This is a genomic window from Asaia prunellae JCM 25354, from assembly GCF_000613885.1.
Taxonomy (GTDB): domain Bacteria; phylum Pseudomonadota; class Alphaproteobacteria; order Acetobacterales; family Acetobacteraceae; genus Asaia; species Asaia prunellae.
On sequence record NZ_BAJV01000003.1, the window covers coordinates 175,678 to 195,812 of the forward strand.

General features: G+C 54.6%; 24 protein-coding genes. 19 read left to right on the forward strand and 5 right to left on the reverse strand.

Annotated elements, in window-relative coordinates; genetic code table 11:
* Positions 1-156 precede the first annotated feature (156 nt).
* Genes JCM25354_RS19840 through JCM25354_RS16430 form a run of 4 tightly spaced genes read left to right on the forward strand, consistent with a single transcriptional unit; the run spans position 157 to position 3,729 of the window.
* Positions 157-690: a sugar dehydrogenase complex small subunit gene (locus JCM25354_RS19840; protein WP_025885016.1), complete on the forward strand. Its 534-nt coding sequence runs from the start codon at positions 157-159 to the stop codon at positions 688-690.
* 7 nt (positions 691-697) lie between these two features.
* Entirely contained in the window at positions 698-2,308 is a 1,611-nt protein-coding gene (locus JCM25354_RS03775; protein ID WP_025885017.1) for a GMC family oxidoreductase, read from the forward strand.
* A gap of 3 nt (positions 2,309-2,311) precedes the next feature.
* Entirely contained in the window at positions 2,312-3,541 is a 1,230-nt protein-coding gene (locus JCM25354_RS16425) for a c-type cytochrome (RefSeq protein WP_051537194.1), read from the forward strand.
* Positions 3,517-3,729: a cytochrome c gene (locus JCM25354_RS16430; protein WP_035446679.1), complete on the forward strand. Its 213-nt coding sequence runs from the start codon at positions 3,517-3,519 to the stop codon at positions 3,727-3,729. Before JCM25354_RS16425 ends, JCM25354_RS16430 begins: the two co-directional genes overlap by 25 nt.
* A 16-nt stretch (positions 3,730-3,745) precedes the next feature.
* Here JCM25354_RS16430 and JCM25354_RS22925 read toward each other — a convergent pair whose 3' ends face one another.
* Positions 3,746-4,195: a substrate-binding domain-containing protein gene (locus tag JCM25354_RS22925; RefSeq protein ID WP_051537195.1), complete on the reverse strand. Its 450-nt coding sequence runs from the start codon at positions 4,193-4,195 to the stop codon at positions 3,746-3,748.
* Complete coding sequence (locus tag JCM25354_RS22930) at positions 4,192-4,758, reverse strand: substrate-binding domain-containing protein (RefSeq protein ID WP_051537196.1); 567 nt, start codon at positions 4,756-4,758, stop codon at positions 4,192-4,194. Before JCM25354_RS22930 ends, JCM25354_RS22925 begins: the two co-directional genes overlap by 4 nt.
* 135 nt (positions 4,759-4,893) lie before the next feature.
* On the opposite strand from JCM25354_RS22930, the gene iolE reads away from it, so the two are divergent.
* From iolE to iolG, 5 genes are all read left to right on the forward strand, one after another.
* Complete coding sequence (iolE, locus tag JCM25354_RS03790; RefSeq protein WP_025885018.1) at positions 4,894-5,820, forward strand: myo-inosose-2 dehydratase; 927 nt, start codon at positions 4,894-4,896, stop codon at positions 5,818-5,820.
* 118 nt (positions 5,821-5,938) lie between these two features.
* Positions 5,939-7,114 carry a Gfo/Idh/MocA family protein gene (locus JCM25354_RS03795; RefSeq protein WP_025885019.1) on the forward strand — a complete coding sequence of 392 codons (1,176 nt, stop codon included), beginning with the start codon at positions 5,939-5,941 and terminating at the stop codon, positions 7,112-7,114.
* A 51-nt stretch (positions 7,115-7,165) separates the two neighbouring features.
* Complete coding sequence (locus JCM25354_RS21565) at positions 7,166-7,648, forward strand: Gfo/Idh/MocA family protein (RefSeq protein WP_051537197.1); 483 nt, start codon at positions 7,166-7,168, stop codon at positions 7,646-7,648.
* A complete protein-coding gene (locus tag JCM25354_RS21570) occupies positions 7,645-8,181 on the forward strand; it encodes a Gfo/Idh/MocA family protein (RefSeq protein ID WP_051537198.1) in 537 nt (178 codons plus the stop codon). Before JCM25354_RS21565 ends, JCM25354_RS21570 begins: the two co-directional genes overlap by 4 nt.
* Positions 8,182-8,209: 28 nt before the next feature.
* On the forward strand, positions 8,210-9,211 hold the full coding sequence (iolG, locus tag JCM25354_RS03805; RefSeq protein ID WP_025885020.1) for an inositol 2-dehydrogenase: 1,002 nt from the start codon (positions 8,210-8,212) through the stop codon (positions 9,209-9,211).
* Positions 9,212-9,379: 168 nt separating this feature from the next.
* Here iolG and JCM25354_RS03810 read toward each other — a convergent pair whose 3' ends face one another.
* Entirely contained in the window at positions 9,380-10,249 is an 870-nt protein-coding gene (locus JCM25354_RS03810; RefSeq protein ID WP_025885021.1) for a helix-turn-helix domain-containing protein, read from the reverse strand.
* Between the two features lie 115 nt (positions 10,250-10,364).
* On the opposite strand from JCM25354_RS03810, the gene JCM25354_RS03815 reads away from it, so the two are divergent.
* From JCM25354_RS03815 to JCM25354_RS03825, 3 genes are all read left to right on the forward strand, one after another.
* Entirely contained in the window at positions 10,365-11,339 is a 975-nt protein-coding gene (locus JCM25354_RS03815; RefSeq protein ID WP_025885022.1) for a phytanoyl-CoA dioxygenase family protein, read from the forward strand.
* A 147-nt stretch (positions 11,340-11,486) separates the two neighbouring features.
* Positions 11,487-11,816 (forward strand): carboxymuconolactone decarboxylase family protein, encoded by a 330-nt coding sequence (locus tag JCM25354_RS03820; protein WP_025885023.1) that lies wholly within the window; start codon positions 11,487-11,489, stop codon positions 11,814-11,816.
* Positions 11,817-11,818: 2 nt separating this feature from the next.
* Entirely contained in the window at positions 11,819-12,559 is a 741-nt protein-coding gene (locus JCM25354_RS03825) for an SDR family oxidoreductase (RefSeq protein WP_025885024.1), read from the forward strand.
* A gap of 20 nt (positions 12,560-12,579) precedes the next feature.
* Here JCM25354_RS03825 and JCM25354_RS03830 read toward each other — a convergent pair whose 3' ends face one another.
* The gene (locus tag JCM25354_RS03830) at positions 12,580-13,473 is read right to left on the reverse strand and encodes a LysR family transcriptional regulator (protein ID WP_025885025.1); all 894 of its coding nucleotides are present in this window, start codon (positions 13,471-13,473) and stop codon (positions 12,580-12,582) included.
* A 128-nt stretch (positions 13,474-13,601) separates the two neighbouring features.
* Between JCM25354_RS03830 and JCM25354_RS23300 the strand changes: the two genes are divergently transcribed.
* From JCM25354_RS23300 to JCM25354_RS03840, 3 genes are read left to right on the forward strand one after another with little or no spacing between them, the layout of a single operon-like run.
* The gene (locus tag JCM25354_RS23300; protein ID WP_243443874.1) at positions 13,602-13,781 is read left to right on the forward strand and encodes a hypothetical protein; all 180 of its coding nucleotides are present in this window, start codon (positions 13,602-13,604) and stop codon (positions 13,779-13,781) included.
* Complete coding sequence (locus JCM25354_RS23305) at positions 13,781-13,990, forward strand: cupin domain-containing protein (protein WP_243443887.1); 210 nt, start codon at positions 13,781-13,783, stop codon at positions 13,988-13,990. Before JCM25354_RS23300 ends, JCM25354_RS23305 begins: the two co-directional genes overlap by 1 nt.
* A 40-nt stretch (positions 13,991-14,030) precedes the next feature.
* On the forward strand, positions 14,031-15,014 hold the full coding sequence (locus JCM25354_RS03840) for an aldo/keto reductase (protein ID WP_025885026.1): 984 nt from the start codon (positions 14,031-14,033) through the stop codon (positions 15,012-15,014).
* A gap of 3 nt (positions 15,015-15,017) precedes the next feature.
* Here the strand turns inward: JCM25354_RS03840 and JCM25354_RS03845 are convergent, their stop codons facing one another.
* Complete coding sequence (locus tag JCM25354_RS03845) at positions 15,018-15,392, reverse strand: winged helix-turn-helix transcriptional regulator (RefSeq protein WP_025885027.1); 375 nt, start codon at positions 15,390-15,392, stop codon at positions 15,018-15,020.
* Positions 15,393-15,492: 100 nt separating this feature from the next.
* Between JCM25354_RS03845 and JCM25354_RS03850 the strand changes: the two genes are divergently transcribed.
* The 4 genes from JCM25354_RS03850 (at position 15,493) to JCM25354_RS03865 (ending at position 20,121) form a co-directional block, all read left to right on the forward strand.
* Positions 15,493-16,557 (forward strand): SDR family oxidoreductase, encoded by a 1,065-nt coding sequence (locus JCM25354_RS03850; RefSeq protein ID WP_025885028.1) that lies wholly within the window; start codon positions 15,493-15,495, stop codon positions 16,555-16,557.
* A gap of 159 nt (positions 16,558-16,716) precedes the next feature.
* The gene (gmk, locus tag JCM25354_RS03855) at positions 16,717-17,346 is read left to right on the forward strand and encodes a guanylate kinase (protein ID WP_025885029.1); all 630 of its coding nucleotides are present in this window, start codon (positions 16,717-16,719) and stop codon (positions 17,344-17,346) included.
* Positions 17,347-17,783: 437 nt separating this feature from the next.
* The gene (gene tcuC, locus JCM25354_RS16450) at positions 17,784-18,746 is read left to right on the forward strand and encodes a tricarballylate/proton symporter TcuC (protein ID WP_243443875.1); all 963 of its coding nucleotides are present in this window, start codon (positions 17,784-17,786) and stop codon (positions 18,744-18,746) included.
* Between the two features lie 814 nt (positions 18,747-19,560).
* Complete coding sequence (locus JCM25354_RS03865) at positions 19,561-20,121, forward strand: tetratricopeptide repeat protein (RefSeq protein ID WP_025885030.1); 561 nt, start codon at positions 19,561-19,563, stop codon at positions 20,119-20,121.
* The last annotated feature ends 14 nt before the right edge of the window (positions 20,122-20,135 follow it).

Below are 20,135 nucleotides of genomic sequence, written 5' to 3' on the forward strand. Positions count from 1 at the left end.
GATCGTCCGTGCCTCATCCTCTCCTGTAGAGTAGCGCCTAATGCAGCGAACGCCTGATCAAACAGGTGTTACGGCTCAGGCAATACTGTTTCTGATCTGTCTTTGCGTCATATCAGGGATCGAAAAAAGCATGAAGAAGTCGTGCAGAGGCAAGTAATGATGAGAACAACCAGACGGCGTTTGCTTGGCTATGGCGTAGCTTTCGTTCCTTTGTGTCTGATGGGTGGTGTATCAGGCCCGTCCTGGGCACTCACGGAAAAAGAGAAAGGTTGCCCACCGGATTTTCTGGCTATCTCAGCCATATTAACCGCATCGCCCGAGCTGAATCCAATAATGGCACCGCGTGTCTGGCACGCGCTCATCACCAAAGATGACGCGTTTATGGCCCGCTACCGCAGATTATCTGATGAAATGGCGGCGCACCGAATCAGGAGCTGGCCTGATTATGAGGCGTCCGGTCTGTCAGCGCAGAAGGAAATCCATAGCATTGCTGTCGCTGTGGTTGGTGCCTGGTATCTGGGGCGGGTTGGGGAGGTTCTTCCCCGGTCCGAGATCAATACGCCTGCTTTCATTACCTATGAAGGCGCTCTGATGTGGCGTTCCACGCGCGATGTCACAGTCATTCCGACCTATGCGCGTGGTGGCCCGGGTTTCTGGGCCGAAGCCCCATCTTCAGTAAAAACGGACTGACCGTATCATGACCCAAACTGACTATGATGCCGATGTGATTGTTGTCGGCTCCGGTGTGATCGGCAGTCTCGCTGCACATCATCTGGCGAAGAACGGCAAATCGGTCATTATCCTTGAGGCAGGTACGCGCGTGCCGCGCTGGAAGATCGTCGAGAGTTTTCGCGAATGCGGCAATGTGAGCACCGATGCTGGCAATCGCAATCAGCCTTATCCGAATGAACCCTGGGCACCAAGTTCGTTTGTGCCGGATTATATCACCAATCACGGGCCGATCGACTATATACCGGGCATGCTGCGGATGGTGGGTGGTACCACATGGCATTGGGGTGGCGCCTGCTGGCGTCTTCTCCCCAATGATTTTCACCTGAAATCGCTTTATGGTGTGGGGCGCGACTGGCCGATTTCCTATGACGATCTCGAGCCGTTCTATCATCAGGTCGAAATCGAGATGGGCGTTTCAGGTGATGATACCGCCGATTATTCCGGACAGAATGGCGGGGCTTTTCCACCACGTCAGGCGCCTTACCCTGTCAGACCACAGGCGCTTGGCTATTTCAGTCAGCGCTTCCGTGATCGTGTCGCCGTGGGTGGTTATTCTTTTACCTATCAGCCTAATGGAAGGGCGACAGATCCTTACGAGGAGCGTCCTGCTTGTGTCGGCAATAATAACTGCTCGCCTGTTTGCCCGATTGGTGCGCAATACAGCGGTGACCGTCATGCGACAAAGGCAGAGCGTGCAGGCGCAAAACTGATCAGTGATGCCACGGTCTATCGGCTTGAGAAAACACCTGATGGCAAGCGTATTGCTGCAGTACACTATTACACGCCCGATAAGCGTTCTGTTCGTCTGACCGCGCGCAAGGTACTGGTTGCGGCCCATGCGCTCGAAACGCCGCGTCTTATGCTGTTGTCAGATGTCGGTAATTCATCCGGTATGGTCGGGCGAAATCTCATGGATCATAATGCCTTTTCCCTGGCCATGATTGCCGATGAGCCGATGTGGTCAGGGCGCGGGCCGGTACAGCAGGGCGATGTGCTCAAATGGCGCGATGGCAGTTTCAGGCAAAAGCACGGTTGCATACGTCATGAAGTCGGTAATTTTGTCGGCAATGTGCAAATTACAGAGCGGCTTCTGTCCCAGGGCGTGATTGGCCCCGAACTGGACGAAAAAATACGGCATATGGCAGCGCGATGGGTCTTTATGGACTCTAATATTGAAATGCTGCCCGAGCCGACAAACCGCATGAGCCTGAGTGCCAGCAAGCGTGATTTCTACGGTCTTCCGCTTATGGATATCTATTATGATGTCAATGATTACGCGCGTGCAGCTGGCAACGTGATCAGAGAGGATTATGCGAATTTTCTGAAGCTGCTCGGTGGCGAAATCTTTGATCAGAATCTCAGCCTCTGGGAGAATCGTGATCACCCCATGGGTACGGTTATCATGGGCAACGATCCGCGTGATTCCGTTGTCAATCACGAAGGGCGCAGCCACGATCACGATAACCTCTTCATTGCGACGACCGGCATCATGCCCGCAGCCTCAGTGGTCAATCCGACTCTGACCGGATGTGCACTGTCGCTGCGTTCCGCCTCGATCATGCTGAAGGAGATCTGAGCCATGCATCGCTCTCTCCATCATGCCATGACATCAGGCATCACTCTGGCTGTTGTGCTGCTGTTTTCTCCCGCCGTGAAGGCAAACGGTCAGGCCCTGATACAGCGCGGTGCCTATCTCGCCCGGGCCGCTGATTGCGTGGCCTGTCATACCAGACCCGGAGGTGCGGAATTTGCCGGAGGATACGGCATAAAATCGCCTCTGGGCGTGATCTATTCCAGTAATATTACCCCGTCGCAGGCGCATGGTATAGGCGGATGGTCTGAAGCAGCTTTTGCCGCTGCCGTACGTGAAGGAAAATCAGCGGACGGACATCGTCTCTATCCGGCCATGCCCTATGATTCCTATGCGGGTATGACCGACGACGATATCCACGCTCTCTATGTCTATGTGACGACGCAGATCACACCCGTCGATCAAGCGGTGGGTCCGGTCACGGCGCTGCATTTCCCGTACAACATGCGTAGCCTGATGCGTGTGTGGAACTGGATGTATCTCGACAAGGGCCGGTTTGCGCCGCGTCCCGGTGAGACACCGCTTCAGTCACGTGGGCGCTATCTGGTCGAGACTGTCGCCCATTGTGGCACCTGCCATACGCCACGCAATTTCATGATGGCGACGAAATCCGGCCACAAGCTGGAGGGCGCATCCCTTGGCGGCTGGTACGCACCGGATATTGCAGCCGGTGAGAACGGGCCGCTTGCATCATGGCGTGATAACGAAATCATGGCCTATCTGCGCGATGGGCATGCGCGCGACAGGGGAGTGGCGGCTGGCCCGATGGGAGAAGCTGTCGAGCATTCCCTGCGCTATCTGAGTGAGCCGGATCTTGCGGCGATTACCGCGTTTCTGCGGGAGCAGAAACGGCGTGTTCAGCCGCACCATCGGGTCGATACTGCCGTGTCTGTCTCGCGGATCTATGACGTCGATTCAGAACAGGCTCGCGCAACGCGCGATCTGGCCCGTCAGCAACGTAATGCAGATCCACGCCCGTATGCTGACCGACGCAATTATCGCGACATTGAAGGAGGTGCGGCGCTTTACATGGCTGCCTGTGCTTCCTGTCATCAGCTTGATGGTTCTGGCACGGCAGATGATTTCTACCCTTCGCTCCGCAAGAGCGGGACGGTCAGGGCATCACGGTCGAGTAATCTTGTCATGACCATAGTGGCGGGTGTGCATCGTAACGGTGCCGATCACAAAGCTTCATGCCTGCCTTTCGGCATGATCTGACAGACCGGCAGATTTTGGCACTTGTCCAGTTCGTTACGCATCGCCTTGCGGGAAGTGAAACGACATTGACCGAGGCTGAGATTACGAAATTACGTCATTTCGATACCGAGGATTTTCCGGCCCAGGCTCTCCCGGCAGGAAGCGCATCCCTGAACATGAAAAGCGAAAAACAGACGCAGACACAATAAGCGAGCTTTATCCTGCCTAGACTGTTTCGCGTGTATGCACGCTTAGCGGGATGAGGGGGCCATCCAGAGGCGCAGGTGCGCGTCCCAGATGATGACTGAGTGTCGAAAGCGCCGTTCTTGCTTCCAGCATGGGGTTCTGGTCCAGAACCAGATCGATTACACCTGATTTGAGCAGCTCCGCGCGATGCGGGGTCAGCTCATGGGTGATGAAGATCAGTCTGTCCGAGAGACCGAGTTTCTCAAGAAGGCGGGCAATCGCATCGGCGCCTGTAGAGAAATGATAGATGCCGACAATATCGCGATGCTCCTGCAACAGGGCATGAACAGCATCTGCTGCGCGGTCTTCGTTCTCGAGGCATTCCTGAGCAGGCGTCGCATAAAGTGCAGCATAGCGTTCATCAAGCGCCTGCATGAAACCGGCATAGCGCTGCTGGTGGCCGATATAATGCATTGTGCCAGCAATCAAGGCGACCCTGCCGTACGCGGGCCGAGCAGGCGCCCCATCATGTCAGCGGCAATACGCCCGGCGCGATGATTGTCAGAGCCGATATAGGCCATGCGATTGGGAGAGGTGATGTCCGAGGCAATCGTGACGATTGGCAGTTTCTGCCCGGCATCGGTAACGGCCTGACGGATTGCAGGATGGTCGGGCAGGCAGAGAATGAGCCCGTCATAATCGCGTGCGAGCTGACGGATCAGCGTTGCGGAACGCTCCGGATGAGCAATGGGTGAATGATGCTCGAAGCAGGCGATATTCTGCTCCCGATAAGCGGGTATGATTCTTCTGAAGGCTTCCTGCAGTGCCGCATGAAACGGATTGCCGGGAGGTTGTGTCACGACGGCGATCCGGGCCAGTCGTGCGTGCAGCGCGACGAGTCTGCGCCCATCGCCAAGCGCGCGTGCCGCTTCGAGCACGACCCGTTCCTTTGCCAGACGAACACCGCCACGGCCGTTGATGACGCGATCAACCGTTGCAGTCGAAACCCCGGAATGGCGGGCTATTTCCAGTATCGTGGCGCGTTGAGACATGAAAGATCCAACGGTTATGTGATGTTATCCATGTGATCTATCTCAATAATCTGATGCGAACACATCAATTATGCGCGTGTCGGACAGGGTGTCCGGACCTAGCCTGAGGGCATCGACAGAATGCAGGAGCAGGCTATGAACCATAAGGGCAAGATGCCGTACGGGGTGAGGCTGGGGTGCAGTCCACTCTCCTGGACAAATGATGTTCTTGAAGATCTTGGTGATGAAACACCGCTCGCCCAGTGTCTGGGTGAAATGGCAAAAGCAGGGTATGCCGGTACTGAACTCGGGCGGAAATACCCGCGTACAGCGCAGGCCCTTGCACCAATCTTGCAGGAACATGGCTTGGCTCTGGCTTCCGGCTGGTATTCCGGCCAGCTGGCTGATCGCTCTGTTGACGAGGAATGGAGTGAGGTGGTCAGCCATGCCCAGCTTCTTCGGGCTCTTGGGTGCAATACCATGGTCTATGGCGAGTGCGGTGCCATGACTCCCTCGGCCTCGCCCCTGGACGAGAAAATGTCCCGCCGGCTTATCCTTTCCAGTGACGCGATGACGTCCTACGCAACCCGTCTGGCAGCATTCGATGCACGTCTGCGTAACGAATATGGCATCAGACTGGCTTATCACCATCACCTCATGATGGTCGCGGAAACCTTTCAGGAAATCAGTCAGCTTTTTGATGCGCTTTCTGCTGACGTGGGTCTGCTGCTGGATACGGGTCATGCCATGGCCGCAGGTTTTGATTATCGTCGCCTGATCGACCGTTACAGCGCGCGTATCTGCCATATCCATCTCAAGGATGTTCGTCCTGCCGTTCTGGAACAGGTGCGTGCCCAGGATATGAGTTTTAATGCGGCCGTGCGTGCTGGCATGTTCACCGTTCCGGGTGATGGTTGTGTCGATTTCAGGCCGCTCGCCGAATTTGTGGTTCAGAGCGGCTATCAGGGCTGGATGGTGGTCGAGGCCGAGCAGGATCCAGCCAAGGCACCGCCTTTTGCGGCTGTGACCCGTGCCCGTCAGGTGGTCGAATCCTGTTTTGCCAATGCCATGACAGCGGTCTGAGAGACCTGTCTGTCAGGGTGAATTCTTTGACCGGATATCGGGAAGTGTCCCGATTACAGAAAATGCAATGCGTGGCCCGGTTGGAGGAGATCGGGTCCCACATTCCAGGATGATCACGATGAAGAAGAAGCAGCTCAATATTGGTCTGATCGGATCAGGTTTCATGGGGCAGGCGCATGCCGACGCCTATCGTCGTGCTGCCATGCTGTACCGCAATCTCCCGGCAGTGCCGCATCTTGCTATGCTGGCCGATGCCACGCCGGAACTGGCTGAAAATGCCGCTCGTCGCTTTGGCTTTGAGCGTTCGACGGGTGACTGGCGCGCATTGGTCAATGACCCTGATATCGATGTGGTCGATATTACTTCGCCCAACCTGTTTCATAAGGAAATGGCGCTGGAGGCGATTGCGGCTGGCAAACATGTCTATTGCGAAAAGCCGCTTGCCCTGAGCGCCGAGGACGCTTCTGAAATGACCCGTGCCGCCCGGAAAGCAGGCGTAAAAACCATGGTGGCATTCAACAACGTCAAGACACCGGCAGCGCTCTATGCCAGACAGATTATCGAGCGTGGAGATATCGGGCGTCCTACACGGTTCCGGGCCTGGTTCGATCAGGGATTTTACAATGATCCGAATCTGCCTTTTTCCTGGCGTCTGAGGCGGAGCGAGGCCGGTTCCGGCGCGCTGGGTGATCTCGGTTCTCACGTGATTGCGGTTGGACAGTTCCTGATGGGAGATATCACTGCCACGATCGCACAAAGCCAGACGATGTTTCGACAGAGACCCGTGCCCGAGAGCGGATCCGGCTATGGCGCAACGATCGGTAAAAACGCAGCCCTAGCCGATGTCGAAAATGAAGACCAGATTCAGGCGCTGGTACAGTTTGCTTCAGGGGCCGGAGGGACGATCGAGGCCTCCCGTATCGCGGCGGGCAAGATTTTCGGTGTATATTGGGAAGTCTCGGGCACAGAGGGGACTCTCATCATGGACGGAGAGCGGTTCAACGAACTCAAGCTCTATCGTTTTGGTGACGAAAAATCCGATCGCGGCTTTCGTACTTTGCTCGTTGGCAGTCAGGTACCGCAATTCTCTGCATTTTTTGGCTTTGATTTTGGTGGCGGCGGTCTCGGATATTTTGATGTGAAAGTCATCGAAGTGCATGACCTCATTACCGGAATCATGTCCGATGCGGATTGTTTTCCGGCTTTTGATTTTGGTCTGCGTAATCAGCAAATCATGGATGCCATGGAGGCTTCTCTCCAGAGCCGGAGCTGGCAGTCTCTTCCATCCGTATAAATTCTGTTCTGGATATCCGGCACCATATCATCCTGAGAGGGAGTGAGAAAAATGCCTTTTCCTTCTGCTTTACCTGAACCGGATCGTCTCGATCCTGCCAGTATTCCCTCCCTCAGATGGGGGGTGATTGGTCCGGGCTGGATCGCCGAGCGTTTTGTAATGGCGGTACAGCGTTTTACCCGCCAGAAGATTATGGGGGTTGAGTCTCGTGATGCTGCGCGCGCGTCGGAATTTGCGCGTCGGTTCGCGATCCCTCACGCGTTCGATGGAGGGATGAGCGATCATTCTGAAATTGATGCGGTTTATATAGCGACGCCTCATCCCTTTCACTTTGACATGGCCAGGCGTGCCCTTGAATCGGGCAAACCCGTTCTGGTTGAAAAACCGATCTGTGTTTCGGCAGTGGAACTGGAAGCTCTTATTGTACTGGCCAGAAAACACGATGTGTTTCTGATGGAGGCTACTGGACAGATTTTCTGCCCAAATTCTCGGTCCTGCGAAAGTTATTGCGGGATCGAGCAATCGGTGAAGTGACCAGTATCCTTGCCGATCATGGTGAATTTTTCCCACCCGATCACCGTATCATGCGCGCTGATCTGGGAGGGGGGCCTATGCTGGATCTCGGGACCTATGTGGTGGGACTGGCGACCGGCATTCTGGGGCGTCCTGATCATGTCATGGCTCAGACCATTCCCGCGCAAACCGGGGTGGATGGTCAGACGGGCATGATACTGCACTACCGTAAAGGCGCGCAGGCAGTTCTGCATACGACGCTTTTGTCCCACACGCCCTGTCAGGCGGTTATCACCGGAAGGGAGGGTATGATCACGATAGCGGGTAAATTCTTCACGCCCGGCCCTTTCGTGGTGCGAGCGAACGACCTTTCTACTCATCTTGTTTTCGACGAGCCATGCTCTTCCTATGACGGCCTTCATTATCAGGTCGAGCATATGGCCTGGTGTATCGGACAGGGGCTGAAACAATCTCCTGTCCGATCCCTTCCGGCGTCGTTGCTGGCGCTGGAAACGATGGATCGTGCACGCGAAGCCGGGCGTCTGTTCCGGTAATTATGACCTCTCACGGGAGAGTGACGAAGTGACAAAACTAGCCTTGTTCGGTGCTGGCCGTATCGGCCAGGTCCATGCGCGAAACCTGATGGCCATGCAGGATATGAAACTGGTCGCAATTGCTGATCCTGTTCCGTCGCCTGGTCGTGAAGATCTGCTGGCTCGCAGTCAGGCACGACTGAGTGACGCAGAGGCTGTTTTCGCTGATCCTGAAATTGATGCCTATCTGATTGCGAGTCCGACCGACACGCATGAATGGCTGCTGCGTCAGGCTGCGCGTACCGGCAAACCTGTGTTCTGTGAAAAGCCCGTAAGCCTTGATTTCCGGAAGGTGATTGATATTGCCCGTGAAATCGGGTCTGCGGGTAATGCTGTCATGCTCGGCTTTCAGCGTCGTTACGATCCGGATTTCCTGCATGTAAAGGAGGAAATTGCCTCTGGTCGCTCAGGGAAAGTGCAGCATATCGTGATGCATACACGCGACCCATCCCCTCCGCCTGTCAGTTATGTGAAATCCTCAGGTGGTCTGTTTCGCGATCAGGCCATTCATGATTTTGACATGACGCGCTATCTGCTCGGCGAGGAGATCGTGTCGGTTTCTGCGACCGGGGCCTGCCTGATTGATCCTGCCATAGGCGAGGCGGGTGATATCGACACCGCCATGATCACGCTGCGCTCGGAAAGTGGCCGTCTGGTTCAGATGATCAACGCCCGACATGCCGCTTTTGGTTATGATCAGAGGCTTGAGGCTGTCTGTGAAAAGCGGGTTTTTTATGTTGCCAATCAACCGGCCACGAATTTCATAAGTGCGGATATTCAGGGTTTCACGTCATCCCGGCCCATGAGTGATTTCATTGCCCGGTTTGCGGAAGCTTATCGTGCTGAAATGGACGCTTTTCGTGCCCTGATCCAGCAGGGAAAGCCACCGCTTGCCACAATGCGTGATGGAGTAGAGGCGCAAAGACTGGCCGAGGCGGCGACCTTATCCCTGGAGTTGTCCAGACCTGTTGCTGTTTCGATGGTCGATTAATGCCATTGTCCCGGCATAAGGAAGAGCGGTATCAGCAGCGGTACGCTGTTGAGTCTTTGATTTTGTCAGGCGGTCGGTCTGCGCAGACAAATAGCGTTATTGTTTGCCTAGCAGGAGCCTCCTGTCTTTCGGGCACAAGCTGATCCGGTAACTGAGCCGGTATATATTCTAGAAAAACAGGGTGCTGTGGCGCTTGCGGAATGCTGAAGGTGTTTCTCCATGCAAGCGCCGAAAGTGCCGGTTGAAGAGAGCCAGGTTTGAATAGCCAGCCTCTCCGGCCACAATGGTGATGGAGGTCACGCCGCCGATCAGGCGTGTGCAGGCATAACCGATACGGAGTCGTATCAGATAACTGCTGATTGTCGATCTCATATGGCATTTGAACAGACGCTGCAGCGCCGATACACTCATGCAGGCAAGTCCAGCCAGCGTCTCCATCCGTATGGGTTCCCGATAGGCGCTATGCAGATGTGCGAGAACGCGACCCAGTCGTTTGTCCTGCTCAAGACTGAGAACGGGTGCGGTAGATTCTGGCAGGATAGGACGCCATTCTTCGCTTTGGCTCAGCAGCGCCAGAAGGTCCAGCATGAGGGCCAGGCGATGAGCAGGAGAGGCATCCTGCATCTGCATCATCAGGTTCCGCGCCCCGTGTCTGATAGACGTTCCGAATTCTATGCCCTGTCCTGCATGCGCAAGAAGATTATGGAGCTTGCCGAATTCCGGAAAGAGACTGATCAGGGATTTTACCCAATCAAGCGTAAAATGACAGACGAGCGCTCGATGAGAGCCTGGCGAAAGTGGGGAGCCTTCCGACGCCCAGCTATGCAACAGATTGGGTCCGATGAGAGCGAGGTCGCCGTCATCATAAGGGTCGACTGCTTCGCCGATATAGCGATGGCCTGCACTGTTCAGGGTAAGTGTCAGCTCGTATTCGGGGTGGTAATGCCATTCGAAAGGTATGCCATGAGGCAGCTGGCGATCGAGAAATGCCCAGGATGTTTCCAGATGGGGGATGATTGTCTCGAAAAACGGCTTCATGTCACGCCTGTTCTTTCAACGCCGCAATAGTATCAATCTAAGCCTTTTTCGATACAGATCCCCAAGATCAGGTTAATGTAAAGTGATAATCACTCAATTTGGAGTGATATTGGTTATGAAAAATGATATTATGATGCGGGAAGAGGGACTCTATGGCGGCCATGGAGACCATCCCGGTGTGCGCGGCAATACGACACAGCTGAAAGATATCAGGAAAAAGCTTCCCCTGCGTGTTCTGAGTCAGGCAGACTGGGAACACTGGGTGACCAAAGGCTTCGTTATTATCCGCAACGCGGCCCCGCCTGAAAAGGTCGAACCCGTTGTAAGCATGCTCTGGGAGTTCCAGGAGATGGATCCCGGTCGGCCGGAGACCTGGCATATCAGGGATCGTCGACCGCATCGCATGACCGAGTTGAACGGTGCAGGGATGGTCGAGGTCTATAATCATCAAAGTCTCTGGGATATTCGCCAGTTACCCAGGATCTACGACGTCTTCGTTGATATCTGGGACAGAGAGGATCTATGGGTTGCGCTGGATCGGGCGAATTTGAGTCCACCCAATGCGGAGGCTCGCAGAGCTAACAGAACAAAGGGATTTATTCATTTTGATATCGATCCATCTCAGCGACCGCTACCTGTCTCTGTGCAGGGCATTCTGTCCCTGAAAAAGCAGGGAGGAAAAATCGGTGGTTTCCAGTGTGTGCCAGGGGTTTTTGCCGAGATCGAGACGTGGTGGGACAAACAGCCTCCCGGTTCCAACCCGTTCAAACCTGATGTCACCGGCTATGATATTGTCAATTGTGACATGGAACCTGGGGATCTGCTTCTTTTCAACAGTCTTCTTGCTCACGGTGTGAGGCCGAATATCAGCGAACACGACGTGCGTATGGCGCAATATGTATCGATGTTTCCGGCTGATTACGAGAACGAGCGTCTCAGAGACGACCGGATTCGTGTCTGGAGGGAGCAGGGGACCCCGGCAGGGGACGGTTTTCCCGGCGATCCCCGTAATTACGAGGCAACGCATTATCCTGTTGCCACTCTTGATTCTCTGGGCCGGAAGCTGCTTGGACTTGATCCTTGGAAATGATGGATCCTGTCTTTCGTGCTTGCCTGTCTTTTTAACTGTTTCATGAATGGAGCGCATTAGATCATGCTGAATTCATGACCTAATGCGCTGTCTGATGTGAGGTTAGGCTCTCTCAAGCCGTATGAAACGGATATGGAGGGTCACATCATGTCTGGGAAAGCTCATACTGCCCAGAGGGCTTTTGGCGATATGGCGCCAGATCTGGCGCGTTATACGGATCAGATCCTGTTCGACGAGGTCTGGGAGCGGCCCGGTCTGACGCCACGTAAGCGGTGTATGGTGACCATCACCTGTCTGATTGCGCTTTATCGCGGCAATGAGCTGGGTTTTCATCTGCGCAAAGCACTGAACACCGGTGTGACGAAAGATGAGATCATCGAGATCATTACCCATCTGGCTTTCTACTCAGGCTGGCCCACAGCCTCTTCTGCGCTCGCCATTGCGAGGCAGGTTTTCGCAGACGAAAAGGAATCCTGATCATGACACAGAATATTGCCGGAAAAGTTGTTGTCATTACCGGCGCGAGCAGCGGCCTTGGTGAGGCCGTGGCGCGCCGTCTGGTGGCAGAAGGTGCAAGGATTGTGATTGGTGCACGGCGCATGGATCGACTTGAAGCACTGGCGGACTCGCTGGGCCTCGAACGTTCGGCGATCGTGAAGACCGATGTCAGCCAGGTGGATCAGGTCCAGGCGCTCGTTGACCGGGCCATCACTCTGTATGATCGTGTGGACGTGCTGATCAACAATGCCGGTCTTATGCCATCCTCACCGCTTGAAAAGCGGGATATTGCTGCCTGGGACGCAATGATCGACATCAACCTCAAAGGTACTCTTTATGGTATTGCCGCCGTGCTACCGCAGATGCAGCGTCAGAAGAGCGGACATATCATCAATGTGGCCTCTGTTGCCGGTCACAAGGTCGGGCCGGGTGGCGCGGTTTATTCCGCTACCAAAACTGCTGTACGCGTCCTTTCAGAAGGACTTCGTCAGGAGGTGAAGAATTATAATATCCGTACCACCATTATCTCGCCTGGTGCGGTTGCAACGGAACTTACCGGTAGCGTGACGGATGCTGATACCGCACAGCGCATGAAGGCATTTTACGAACAGGTGGCCATTCCGCCCGAGTCCTTTGCGGATACGGTAATTTTCACCATGAGCCAGCCAGAAGCTGTTGATATCAACGAGATCCTGTTTCGACCTACTGCCCAGGAATACTGAAGACGAATGACCCTGGTCCTTCAGCCGCGATAACGCAGCGCCTCGACCACGAGCCGGAAGGCGGCAGAAGCGTTTCGGCGGCTCGGGTAATAAAGATGATAACCGGGGAAGGGTGGGCACCAGTCTTCAAGAACGCGGATCAGGCGTCCTGCTTCTACATGATCTCTGATCTGGTCTTCCATCACGCAGGCCAGACCAAAACCGTCAAGCGCCGCCTGACGCACCATTGAGGCGCTGTCAAACGTTACCTGTCCTTCCACCCGGACACGCAGGGCGCGTCGGCCTTTTTCCAGCTCCCATGCATAGATACCCCCTGAACTGCGCATACGCAGATTGATACAGCAGTGCCGAGCCAGATCTTGTGGGCGCAAAGGCCTGGGATTGCTTGAGAAATACTCCGGCGATCCCACAACAGCCATGCGCAGGGGCGGGCCAATGGGCACGGCAATCATATCGCGGGCAATGGTCTCCTCCAGTCTTACCCCCGCATCGAACCGGTCAGCGACGATATCGGTCAGGCCGGAATCCAGCGACAGTTCGATATGAACATCAGGATGATCGGGCAGCAGGCTTCTGAGTTTGGGCCAGAGCAGACTGGCGGCGGCATGCTCGGATGTCGTAATTCTTATAGTGCCGGAGGGTCTTTCAGATAACTCGCTGATCGAGGCAATTTCCTCTGCGATACTGCTCAGCGCCGGCGAAAGGGTGCGGAGCAGACGCTCTCCCGCCTCTGTCGCCGAAACGCGTCGCGTTGTGCGGGTGAGAAGACGCACGCCCAGGCGTGCTTCAAGTCGTCTGACTGTATGACTCAGGGCAGATTGTGAGGTACCGATCCGGGCGGCGGCACGGGTAAAGCTTTGCTCTTCGGCCACGGCCAGAAAGGCACTGAGATCGACCAGTTCTTCGCGTTGCATTCATGAATTTCCGACATGGGTTTGTGCATATCATAGCATCTAATCTCATGATCCTGTCTGTGGTCTTCTGTCAGAAGTCTATGGGGCTCTGTTTTTTGCCCCCTTCAATTCGAACAAAGAGCCTCTTCATGGAAATCAGACATCCGGGTTCTACCCCCTCTGCCAGGGGGTCGTCAGACTGGTTTACTGGCATAGTGCGTATTGATTGCCCTTTTAACGGAAGTGGCGCTCTGGCCTGTGCCACAGTCACATTCGAGCCAGGCGCCGTACGGCGTGGCATAGTCACCCCCTGGGGCAGACCATTCTGATCACGACCGGCCTTGGCTGGGTGCAGCGCGATGGCGAGCCGGTGGAGCAGGTTCAGGCTGGTGACACTGTGTGGTTCGAACCGGGCGAAAAGCACTGGCACGGGGCCTCGGCCGAGTGCGCCATGACCCATATCGCCATCACTGAAACGCAGGATGGCAAATCCACCGACTGGATGGAGAAGGTTAGCGACGCGCAATATCGTCGTTGAGCCGGATCCTTTTCTAAACGATCAGAAACGGAGTGTGCAGATGGAAAAGCGTCGTCTTGGCCAGAATGGTCTCGAGGTTTCCGCCCTTGGATTGGGCTGCATGGGGTTGAGCTATGGCTATGGTCCGGCCATCGAGCGTGGTGCCGCCATTGACCTTTTGCGCAGCGCCTATGAACAGGGTGTTACATTTTTCGATACGGCCGAAGCTTACGGCCCGTTTGAAAACGAGGATCTGCTGGGTGAGGCACTGGCACCGTTCCGCGAGGACGTGGTGATTGCGACCAAATTCGGCTTCAGGAATGGCGAGGTTGCACAGGGTATGGATAGCCACCCGGCACGTATACGCCAGGTGGCTGAAGAAGCCCTCAAACGCCTGCGTACGGATACAATCGATCTGTTCTATCAGCATCGCGTCGACCCTGACGTGCCAATGGAAGATGTTGCCGGAGCGGTCAAGGAGCTGATCTGGGAGGGTAAGGTGCGCCATTTCGGCCTGTCCGAGGCCGGTGCAGGGTCTATTCGCAAGGCTCATGCGGTACAGCCTGTCACCGCGCTTCAGAGTGAATATTCGCTGTGGTGGCGCGAGCCGGAAAAGGAAATCCTGCCACTGCTTGAGGAACTCGGGATCGGGTTTGTGCCGTTCAGCCCACTCGGCAAGGGTTTTCTGACAGGCGCAATCACGCCTGAAACCGTGTTCGGCAAGGATGATTTCCGCAGCAGCGTCCCGCGTTTCGCGGCTGAAGCCGTTGCGGCCAATCAGGCTCTGGTCGAGGCACTGAAGGCGCTTGCCGTCGAGATGGATGCCACCCCGGCACAGATAGCCCTGGCTTGGCTTATGGCGCGCAAACCCTGGATCACCCCGATACCTGGCACGACAAAACCGGCCCGCCTGACGGAAAATCTCGGAGCGGCAACGCAGCATCTTTCTTCCGGAGCGCTGGCGCGTATCGAGGCTGCTTTGCAGCATATAGATGTGGTGGGTGAACGCTATCCGGCCCATCTGCGCGAGCGGACCGGGCGTTGATCCTCAGCCCAGCTGGTCGAGCAGCGTTCTGTTTTCTTCACCCCAGCAATAGAGCGCTTCGAGCGGTTCTATGAAACGCTGGCCAAGGGGTGTCAGGCGGTATTCCACCGCTGGTGGCATAGTCTGAAGCACAATACGTTCGATGATTCCCAGATCCTGCAATTCGCGCAGAGTCTGGGTCATCATTTTTTTCGAGATACCTGGCAGATTGCGTTGCAGATTACCGGGTCGTGCAGCACCGCCAAGCATATGCAAGGCATGAAGGATCATTGTCACCCATTTGCCGGAAAAAAGGCGCAGCAGGCGACGTGGAGCGCATTCTTCAAGGTAAGGGCCTTTACGATAGCGGCCGAGAGGATCGGGTTTCTTGTCGGTCATGGTTCCCTTTTGGTGCCCAGGGCACCAGAAAGTGCCGGATTGCGTTTTATCTCCATACTGCCCAGCTTCGGAGAGACGCAAACGACATCTGGAGGGTCACATGACCCATAAGGCTCTTATTATCGGCGCGACCGGCATGGTTGGTCAAAATCTCGCAAATCGTCTGGTGGCTGAAGGCTGGGCCGTATACGGTCTGGCACGCCGGATCGAGACGCTGCCTTCGGGCGTGCTGCCCATCAAGGCCGATACGCTCGATCCTGTCGCCCTGCGCGAGGCTCTGGTCGATCTTGCGCCAAGCCATGTGTTCTTCACCACCTGGACACGCCGTGATACGGAGCGTGAGAACATCCTCGCCAACAGCGCCATGCTTCGCAACGTTTTCGAAACTCTGCCACACCCGGAACAGATTGTTCACGCGGGGCTCGTCACCGGGCTCAAACATTATCTCGGGCCGTTCGAGGCCTATGGCAAAGGTGTGCTGCCGCAGACGCCGTTCCGTGAGACCCTGCCGCGCCTCGACATCGAGAATTTCTATTATGCGCAGGAAGACGTCCTGTTTGACGCCGCAAGAAAGCACGGTTTTTCCTGGAGTGTGCATCGTCCGCATACGATTATCGGTCATGCAATCGGCAATCTGATGAATATGGGTACGACGCTCGCGGTCTATGCCTCACTCTGCCGTGAAACCGGCTTGCCTTTCGTCTTCCCCGGTTCACCCGTTCAGTGGTCGGGTTTGACGGATGTGACGGATGCGCGACAGCTGGCGCGACAGATTTTCTGGGCGGCAACCAGTCCTGCGGGACGGAACGAAGCCTTCAATATTGTCAACGGCGACGTTTTTCGATGGAGCGTACTCTGGCCGGAACTTGCTGCCTGGTTCGGTATCGAGGCTGCGCCTTATCCGGGAGAGGCAGGCTCGCTTGAGGCAGTGTTGGCAGATAAAGGAGATGAATGGGCGGCATTGGCCGAAAAAGCAGGGCTCGTCGAACCCGGTCTTCATCGTTTGGCCTCAGCCTGGCACACAGATGCTGACCTTGGCCGTCCGGTCGAGTGCCTTACGGATATGAGCAAGAGCCGGGAAATGGGCTTTACGGGCTATCAGTCGACGCGGAACTCGTTTTTCGACCTCTTCACCCTGCTGCGGGCTCAGCGCTATATTCCCTGAAGGCGATCTCGAATGAGACCGACGATGTTTCTCTGCTGACGGGGCTGGAGCGCGGAACCTCCTGTCATGCGACTGGTCTGGCCTGACGGACTGTTTTCAAAAGACGTTCGAACGGCTATGGCTCAACACGACGCGTGAAAACAATGATGGAGGGATGACATGACGACCGTACCAAGACGTGGCGTCTGTCTCGTGATTTCTGCTCCATCGGGTGCGGGCAAATCAACTATTGCCAATGCCCTGCGCGCGGGAGATTCCAGTCTCGTACATTCGGTTTCAGTAACCACGCGTGCGCCTCGTCCCGGGGAGAAAGAGGGCGTGCATTACTATTTCCGCTCCCTCGAAGAATTCCGGGCGATGGCGGAGAGGGGCGAATTGCTGGAGTGGGCTGAAGTTTTTGGTCGTGGCTACGGGACGCCACGCGCACCGGTCGAGGCAGCCTTGGCGAGCGGTCGCGACATGGTGTTCGACATCGATTGGCAAGGACATCGTCTGTTGCGCGATGCGCTGCCTGATGATGTGGTGAGTCTGTTTGTACTGCCCCCGTCGATGAAAGAGCTGGACCGCAGATTGCGCTCGCGCGCGTCGGATGATGCAGCTGAGATTGACAAGCGCATGGGCGCAGCTCTTGCCGAGATCTCTCATTGGAGCGAGTTTGACCATGTGATCATCAATGAGGAACTTGACCGTGCAGTGAGGGAAGCTCAGTCAATTCTGATCGCGGCAAGACTGCGTACCAGACGCCAGCATGGTCTGGCAGCGCTCATGAAAGAATACGAGGCTCATTGAAGTCGCGATGTGAACGGTGATTTCAGAGGAAGTTGCCGTTTTTCCGCTGATGATGCCTGAGAGGTGATCTGATATCAGGAAGAAAAATTGCAAATAGTTCATACTTGTGACCAGACTACAGGTCTGTACGGCAGAGCAGAGGTACTGGCTTGCCTGACAGTGTCGCAAGGAGCAGGAACTTGAAATGACTGGTACCGATCAGAAAAATGCCTTGTGTGATACTGTATCCCGATCACAGACAATTCCCAGGCCGGGGTTGATCAAGGCCATCGGGCAGGTCACGAGCGGCAACATGCTCGAAATGTACGATTTCATGGTCTTCGGCTATTACGCAGGAGATATTGGCAGGGCCTTTTTTCCTTCAGGTAATGCCCAGGCTGAACTGATGCTGTCTTTTGCAACCTTCGGGGCAGGGTTTCTGATGCGCTCTGGGAGCATTGATTCTGGGTGCTTATGTCGATCGTCTGGGACGACGTCGGGGACTTATCCTTACGCTGACCCTGATGGCGATTGGTACGATCACTCTTGCCCTGACACCCGGCTATGACAGGATTGGTATTTTTGCACCACTAATCGTTCTGTGCGGTAGGCTGATCCAGGGATTTTCTGCTGGTGTCGAAGTCGGGTCCAGCTCGGTTTATCTTTCGGAAATTGCTACTGAAAAGAATCGCGGCTTTGTCGTCTCCTTTCAGTCAGCGTCGATTCAGCTCGCGGTTGTTGTTGCGGCGGCGGTAGGGTTTGGTCTGACCTCCTGGCTCGGCACAAAGGCCATGTCGGAGTGGGGGTGGCGTCTGCCTTTGCTCTTTGGCTGCCTCATCGTGCCGGTACTGCTGTTTCTGCGCCGCAATCTGCAGGAAACGGCGGCGTTCGAGGCAGAGAAAAATCACCCTGATCTGCGGGAAATCTTCACTACCTTGCACGTCAACTGGCGTCTGGGCGGTATTGGCGTGCTGACAGCTATAATGAGTACGGTCTCGTTTTATGTTCTGACCGCTTACACGCCGGCTTATGGCACGCGCATCCTGAAACTTGATCGGCTGGACAGCCTGTTCGTCACACTCTGCGTCGGGTTGGTGAATTGCCTTCTCGTCCCGGCATTTGGCGCGTTGTCCGATCGTATCGGTCGTCGTGTGCTTCTCAAAGGCGCGACGATCCTGGCGATCTGTTCGGCTTATCCGCTCATGCACTGGCTGGTGGCCGCTCCTGATATGGGGCGTCTTATGGCGGCCGAAATCTGGCTTGCCGTGTTGTATAGTGCCTATAACGGTGCGGCGATTGCCTGGCTTACCGAGATTGTACCGCCGCGTATCCGGACAACCGGATTTTCCTTCGCTTATAGTCTTGCAACCTGCATCGGTGGGTTCAGCAACTGTTTGTACCTGGCTGATAAACATCACTGATAACCGCGCCATGCCTGCCATATGGCTGAGTGTCGCGGCAGTATGTGGTCTGGTCGCGGCGTTTATTGCTCGTCCCTATCGCGAAATGGAAGTACACGGCAACAGCTGAAAGGAGCTTGGCCGGGCGCTGATTGAGTTTTCAGTTGCGGATGTATCTTTATGCATTTGGTCTAATTTTATCTACGAAAGAAAATGGAAGTATAAAGCAATGAATTACAAAATCAACAGAATTTACAGACTTTATATATAAATCCCTATTAAACAAAGGTTATATTTACAAAAAAATGTACAATCATATTATTGTAAAAACAGACTGTACATCTACGCCAATTTTCGGATTATAATATTATTATAGAAATTAATATGAATAGGTTATCCCATGATACCTTATATTTCTATTTAATATTACTTATATTAACAAGGATTATTATTATATCCAAGTAATTGTCTGGGAGAGCGTCTTGCAGACTCCAGGTTTCATCCAAAAAGTGAATATTTGAGTCAGGGTTCAATGCGAGTCAAGATGCAATATAGTAAAGTAGCATTTGCACTACGCAACCTACGCCAGAATATGGGTGGCCCTCGAACGTAAGTTGCGTGATGGTATTTTTCCTTGGGACGCACGGTTTCGGTTGAGAGTAGTTACGATCGCCGTCTATTATCGGAAATTACAAATTACATGATATTCATTGCAGAAAGCGATGCAACACAAATACTTTTTCAGGATCTCACAGACCCTAGCTTCTTGGAGTAACCGCGAGTATGATGGAGAGCGAACGAAACATTTGCCACCCAAAGTGTGAATTAAGTCTAAATGCTCAAACTATTTCATAATGCTGTCTTTGGGCAGCGGCGTCGACAAAGTATCTCCCACGCTGATAATGCAAGGGATAATGGTGATCCTGCGCAGGCGGCAGTGCTTTACAAGGCAGTTGTTGACAGATGGGGGGAGACACCTGGCCTGCTTATGCAGCTTGGAAATGCCTTGAAAGATTCTGAGGCGTTCGATGAGGCTGAGGTTATCTATCAGCGAGTCTGGGATGGTCCTGCCCGAAATGCTGATGTCGCACTTCAGTTTGGTCATCTAATGAAAACCCGGGGTGATCTGCAAAAAGCTCTCGAATGGTATCAACGTTCGATTTCTATTGATCAAGCAGATGATAACCCTGCTCATGCCGAGCATGCTAGCTTGGAAGCATTTCTCCGGGGTGTTCCTGGGAGTGATGATCTGGAAGCTGAGGACCTGGAAGTTGTGAAAACGCACCATGAAAGTCCTACTATTGAGCGTGTAATGCACCCGACGGATTCGACAAACTTCCGGGATCAGATGATCCTGCGTCAATTGCACCTTAAGCTAAAATTCCGTCGCGCCTGAAACCTGAAATTATG

Coding starts and splice junctions, on each gene's coding strand:
- JCM25354_RS03830 (WP_025885025.1), bottom strand. CDS start 13,473: ATGCAACGCGAAGAACTGGTCGATCTCAGTGCCTTTCTGGCCGTGGCC.
- JCM25354_RS03845 (WP_025885027.1), bottom strand. CDS start 15,392: ATGACCGACAAGAAACCCGATCCTCTCGGCCGCTATCGTAAAGGCCCT.
- JCM25354_RS03865 (WP_025885030.1), top strand. CDS start 19,561: ATGCTCAAACTATTTCATAATGCTGTCTTTGGGCAGCGGCGTCGACAA.
- JCM25354_RS03820 (WP_025885023.1), top strand. CDS start 11,487: ATGTCTGGGAAAGCTCATACTGCCCAGAGGGCTTTTGGCGATATGGCG.
- JCM25354_RS23300 (WP_243443874.1), top strand. CDS start 13,602: ATGGAAATCAGACATCCGGGTTCTACCCCCTCTGCCAGGGGGTCGTCA.
- JCM25354_RS03815 (WP_025885022.1), top strand. CDS start 10,365: ATGAAAAATGATATTATGATGCGGGAAGAGGGACTCTATGGCGGCCAT.
- JCM25354_RS16425 (WP_051537194.1), top strand. CDS start 2,312: ATGCATCGCTCTCTCCATCATGCCATGACATCAGGCATCACTCTGGCT.
- JCM25354_RS03840 (WP_025885026.1), top strand. CDS start 14,031: ATGGAAAAGCGTCGTCTTGGCCAGAATGGTCTCGAGGTTTCCGCCCTT.
- JCM25354_RS03850 (WP_025885028.1), top strand. CDS start 15,493: ATGACCCATAAGGCTCTTATTATCGGCGCGACCGGCATGGTTGGTCAA.
- JCM25354_RS03810 (WP_025885021.1), bottom strand. CDS start 10,249: ATGAAGCCGTTTTTCGAGACAATCATCCCCCATCTGGAAACATCCTGG.
- JCM25354_RS21565 (WP_051537197.1), top strand. CDS start 7,166: ATGCCTTTTCCTTCTGCTTTACCTGAACCGGATCGTCTCGATCCTGCC.
- iolE (WP_025885018.1), top strand. CDS start 4,894: ATGAACCATAAGGGCAAGATGCCGTACGGGGTGAGGCTGGGGTGCAGT.
- JCM25354_RS03795 (WP_025885019.1), top strand. CDS start 5,939: ATGAAGAAGAAGCAGCTCAATATTGGTCTGATCGGATCAGGTTTCATG.
- gmk (WP_025885029.1), top strand. CDS start 16,717: ATGACGACCGTACCAAGACGTGGCGTCTGTCTCGTGATTTCTGCTCCA.
- JCM25354_RS03775 (WP_025885017.1), top strand. CDS start 698: ATGACCCAAACTGACTATGATGCCGATGTGATTGTTGTCGGCTCCGGT.
- JCM25354_RS22930 (WP_051537196.1), bottom strand. CDS start 4,758: ATGTCTCAACGCGCCACGATACTGGAAATAGCCCGCCATTCCGGGGTT.
- JCM25354_RS19840 (WP_025885016.1), top strand. CDS start 157: ATGATGAGAACAACCAGACGGCGTTTGCTTGGCTATGGCGTAGCTTTC.
- JCM25354_RS16430 (WP_035446679.1), top strand. CDS start 3,517: ATGCCTGCCTTTCGGCATGATCTGACAGACCGGCAGATTTTGGCACTT.
- JCM25354_RS03825 (WP_025885024.1), top strand. CDS start 11,819: ATGACACAGAATATTGCCGGAAAAGTTGTTGTCATTACCGGCGCGAGC.